The organism is Pseudarthrobacter sp. AG30 (genome assembly GCF_003116525.1).
Taxonomy (GTDB): Bacteria; Actinomycetota; Actinomycetes; order Actinomycetales; family Micrococcaceae; genus Arthrobacter.
In genome coordinates this window covers 1-4,884 of record NZ_QEHL01000013.1, presented here as the reverse complement: position 1 = coordinate 4,884, position 4,884 = coordinate 1, and the positions used below count along the sequence as shown (strand labels likewise).

The 4,884-nt window shown below is 63.2% G+C and carries 4 protein-coding genes; 3 read left to right on the top strand and 1 reads right to left on the bottom strand.

Going from position 1 to position 4,884, the window contains the following annotated elements; translation table 11 throughout:
• Positions 1-145: 145 nt before the first annotated feature.
• Positions 146-1,822: an IS21 family transposase gene (gene istA, locus DC347_RS13040; protein ID WP_011691636.1), complete on the top strand. Its 1,677-nt coding sequence runs from the start codon at positions 146-148 to the stop codon at positions 1,820-1,822.
• On the top strand, positions 1,819-2,634 hold the full coding sequence (gene istB / locus DC347_RS13035) for an IS21-like element helper ATPase IstB (protein WP_011691635.1): 816 nt from the start codon (positions 1,819-1,821) through the stop codon (positions 2,632-2,634). The genes istA and istB overlap by 4 nt, the downstream gene beginning before the upstream one ends.
• Positions 2,635-2,686: 52 nt before the next feature.
• On the opposite strand, the gene merA is transcribed toward istB, so the two are convergent.
• The gene (merA, locus tag DC347_RS13030; RefSeq protein WP_011691634.1) at positions 2,687-4,129 is read right to left on the bottom strand and encodes a mercury(II) reductase; all 1,443 of its coding nucleotides are present in this window, start codon (positions 4,127-4,129) and stop codon (positions 2,687-2,689) included.
• Positions 4,130-4,301: 172 nt separating this feature from the next.
• On the opposite strand from merA, the gene DC347_RS13025 reads away from it, so the two are divergent.
• A complete protein-coding gene (locus DC347_RS13025) occupies positions 4,302-4,691 on the top strand; it encodes a heavy metal-responsive transcriptional regulator (protein ID WP_031216440.1) in 390 nt (129 codons plus the stop codon).
• Positions 4,692-4,884: the final 193 nt, after the last annotated feature.

The window sequence follows — 4,884 nt, the reverse complement described above, 5'->3', positions numbered from 1 at the left end:
TGAGTATGACAGTCTGATCGGAGCCCACTAGGACGGCCCGAACGGTACCCACCAGCCGGACATGCCGAACCTAATGACGGCTTGAATGGTACCCACCTGTGAACGTTGATCCATCCAGTGTTGGATCGACGACGGGAGGGCCGGGATGGGGTCAAGAGTGGAGTTGTTCGCGCAGATTCGGAGGGATGCCCGGGTGGAGGGCGCGTCAATCCGGGAGCTTGCCCGCAGGCACCAGGTGGCGCGGAAAACCGTGCGTAAGGCGTTAAGTTCCCCGGTCCCGCCAGAGCGTAAAACTCCTGTACGGTCCTCGCCGCGGCTTGATCCTTATAAACCGACGATCGACGCCATGCTCGTCGAGGACACGACGGCGCCGAGGAAGCAGCGTCACACTGCCCGGAGGATTCTTGCCCGGCTCATCGAGGAGCATGGAGCGGACGAGTTGTCGTATTCGACGGTGCGTGACTACGTTCGGGTCCGCCGGGCGCAGATCGATGTGGAGGCCGGCCGCCGGGTTGAGGTATTTGTTCCTCAGGAGCACGCCCCGGGCGCGGAAGCGGAAGTGGACTTCGGTGAAGTCTGGATCGTGCTGGACGGGGTAAAGACGAAATGCCACATGTTCATCTTCCGGCTTTCTCACTCCGGCAAAGCCATCCACCGGATTTACCCCACCCAGGCCCAGGAAGCGTTTCTGGAAGGCCACGTCGAGGCGTTCAACGAGATCGGCGGCGTGCCGGTCAAACATATCCGCTATGACAACCTCACCAGTGCCGTCAGGGCCGTGGTGTTCGGTCAGGGGCGGAACCGCCTGGAGAATGACCGGTGGGTGTTGTTTCGCTCGTTCTATGGATTTGATGCCTTTTATTGCCAGCCAGGTCTTGCCGGCGCTCACGAGAAAGGCGGGGTCGAGGGCGAGGTGGGCTGGTTCCGCCGCAACCGGCTGACCCCGATGCCCGTGGCGAGGTCCCTTGATGAGCTCAACGACTGGATCCGGAGCCGGGAGGTTCAAGACGATCAGCGGCGGATTGATGGCAGGATCCGCACTATCGGCCAGGACTTCGCCGCCGAGCGCCCGTTCCTGGCACCGTTGCCGGCCGACGAGTTCGATCCCGGTCTGGTGTTGAACCCGAGAGTGGACCGGTCCTCAATGATCACCGTGCGGATGGTGAAGTACTCGGTGCCAGCACGGTTCATCGGTCGGCGGGTCCGGGTTTCATTGCGGGCATCCGAAGTTGTGGTGTTCGACGGCCGCGCGGTGGCGGCCCGGCACCAGCGGATTATTGCCAAGGGCGGGCAGTCGGTCCAGTTGGACCATTATCTGGAGGTCCTCAAGACCAAGCCCGGCGCTTTGCCTGGTTCCACTGCTTTGGCCAGGGCGCGGGAGTCGGGTGCTTTCACCAGCGCCCATGACGCCTTCTGGTCTGCCTCGCGCAGGGTCAACGGTGATGCCGCGGGGACCCGTGAACTGATTGACGTCCTGCTGCTGCACCGATCGATGGAAGCCGAAGACATCGAGGCAGGGATCACCGCAGCCCTTGGAGTAGGTGCCGTCAGTGCCGACGTCGTGGCGGTTGAAGGCCGCCGACATGCCTCCAGCATCCCTGCTGGTGGGTCCCGTCCTGACCGTCATCGCGGTGCTCATGCTGAAGCGAAAGTGCAACGAGTTGTCAGCCTGACCCAGCGCCGGCTGATGGACCCGGCGGCGGTCATCGCCGGGCTCCCTCCAGACAAGCGGCCGCTCCCGGCGATCAGCGCCTATGACGAGCTGCTGGCCAAACGCACCGAACACTCCGCAGGAACCGCGTCGAAGGAAAACATCTCATGAGCCCCACCGCACCGGCCACCACCATCACCCCAACCCTGCGACGGCGCCGCGGTCTGACTGAGCAGGCCGCGGTCGCGGCCGTGGACCAAGCATGCCGCCGATTGCGCCTGCCCACCATCCGGGCGGTTCTGGACGAAGCTCTGACCGTCGCGGGGAAGGAACAACTCTCTTACCAAGGCTTCCTGGCCGAGCTGCTGCTGGCCGAATGCGATGACCGGGACCGTCGCTCCTCAATCCGACGCGTCAAAGCCGCGAACTTTCCCCGGGATAAATGGCTCGGTGATTTCGATTTCGACGCGAACACGAACATCAACCCCGCTACCATCCATACCCTCGCTACCGGCGAATGGATTCGAAAAGGTGCACCGCTATGCCTGATCGGGGACTCCGGAACCGGCAAATCCCACCTGCTTATCGGGCTGGGCACCGCCGCGGCGGAGAAGGGATACCGGGTCAAATACACTTTGGCCACCCGGCTCGTGAACGAACTCGTCGAAGCCGCCGACGACAAAGTCCTCGCCAAGACCATCGCCAGATACGGCCGAGTGGACCTGCTCTGCATTGACGAGCTCGGCTATATGGAACTGGACCGGCGCGGCGCCGAACTCCTCTTCCAGGTCCTCACCGAACGCGAAGAGAAGAACTCCATCGCCATCGCTTCCAACGAGTCGTTCTCCGGCTGGACCAAGACATTCACCGACCCGCGCCTCTGCGCCGCGATCGTTGACCGGCTGACGTTCAACGGCACCATCATCGAAACCGGCACCGATTCCTACCGCCTCGCCCACAGCCTGACAAGGAACGCGCACTAAAAGGTAGCCGCGGCCGCCCGCCCCACGAACACATAGGTTGTCGTTGACCACTTCATGCCGCGCAACAGGACAGTTTGGAGACGTCAGTAGTGAAGGACTGGGCTGCTATCTTGATGCCTTCGGCCATGGTCAGATAGGGGCTCCAGAGATTCGCGACCTGATCAACGGTCATCCCGGCCTCCAGAATGTAAATCCCTGCGGCGGCGATGTCCCCGGCGTCCTTACCCACGACAGTGATCCCTACAATCCGACCCGTGTCCGCGTCGGCAACGATCTTGATGAAGCCGCGGGTATCACGGTTCACCAGCGCGCGAGGGATAAATTTGAGCGGCAGAACCCGGCACATGCACCGGATCCCTGCCTGGTTCGCTTCCTTGTCCGTCATCCCGACAGCGGCCAGGGCAGGGCTGGTAAACGTGACCCGGGGCAGGTGCCGGTAATCGACCTCACGCCCGGCACCCTCAAAGGCGTTCTCCACCATCAGGGCCCCGTGCGCGGCGGCGACATAAACGAACTCCGGGTGACCCGTCACATCACCCGCGGCCCAGATCCTCGGATTAGTACTGCGAAGGCTCCCGTCGACCAGGACTTCCCCGCGGTCCCCGGTTTCAACGCCGACCATGCAAAGGTTCAAATCCTCCGTGACCGGGCGCCGGCCTGTTGCCATGAGCAGGCGCGCGGCCCTGAATTCCTCGTTTCCTCCTGAGACGGAAGCATCCACGACCACGTCCCCCGACACCTCATCGGTCCGGACCGAGGACGCTGTCGCTCGACGGACGACCCGGATGCCCTCATCGGCGAAGACACCGGCGAGGGCATGCCCGGCTTCAGGCTCTTCGGCCGAGGCGAGCTTGGACCGGACCAGGATGGTCACCTCCGTGCCGAGCCGGGCGAAAAGCTGCGCCTGCTCCAGCGCCACATACCCGCCGCCCACCACCAGCATCGAAGCGGGAACGTCCTGCAGCTCCATCGCACTCGTGGACGTCAGATAATCCACCTCGTCCATTCCCGGCACTTCAGGGATCCAGGGGGTGGAGCCGGTCGCGACCAGGTAGTGTTCCGCGCTGACTGTCTCGGTGGTTCCGCCCGGGGCGGTGATGTTCAAAACCGGTGCGGCTGCGGTTCCGGCGAACACCGCCGTCCCCCGCTGCAGGTTCCATCCATAGCCCGCGGCGAGATCCACATACTTCTCTGACCGCATGGATTCGACCAGTGAGCGCTTCCCGGCGACCAGTTCGGGCATATCCACCGGCTCTGCGGAGGTGCTGATACCGGGGAACCGTCCGGAAGCATCGAGGGCGACATGGCGGGCTTCCGCGGCGGCCAGCAGGGCCTTGGACGGGATGCAGCCCGTGTTCACGCACGTGCCTCCCACAGTGCTGCGCTCCACCATCAACACCCGCTTGCCACGGCTGGTTGCCCGGATGGCCGCAGCGAAAGCAGCCCCGCCGGAACCGATAATGGCCAGGTCATAATCGAAAGATGCTGCCGACACGAGGGACTCCTGAAGATGGAAGGGAAGCAGCCGCCAGCACACCTGTTGCTCAACCGACCGCCATGTGCAGCCTTCAACCGAAGACCAGCTCTGCATCCCATTCTCAACCTTCCCCTACACTGGAATGTCAAGGAATCGCCGTCCTGGCCGCCTGCTAAGAAATGAGTTCATGATGCGTATCGGTGAGGCCGCGGCAGCGGCAGGGATGACAACCAAGACGCTGCGTTTCTACGAGGACAGCGGGCTTCTCCCGGCAGCGAAAAGATCCTCTAACGGCTACCGGGACTACCATGACGACTCCGTGGCCAGGCTCGAATTCATCCGCCGCGGACGGGCCGCAGGCCTCGCCCTGACCCAAATACGCGAAATTCTTAGCCTCCGTGACGCCGGAGAAGCCCCCTGCGCCCACGTCCAAGACCTTCTCTCCAACCAGCTGGCCGAACTGGACCACCAGATTTCTGAACTAATGGCGCTGCGATCCATCGTCGCCGGCCTTCACGCCACTGCCGCGTCCGGGACCGACGCAAGCTGCGATCCCGAACAAATCTGCAGCTACCTCTGACGCACTACTCCGCCAGACGCCAGCTTCCAACAACCGGGACCCCGGGTATCGTCCCAACCCGCGGCAGTGTTTTCACAGACCCAGAAACCACGCCAAGAACCCCTAGACACCCTCACAACATCATCCCCGGACGTCCGACGGGTGGGTACCGTTCGGGCCGTCCTAGTGGGCTCCGATCACGTTGACACAATCA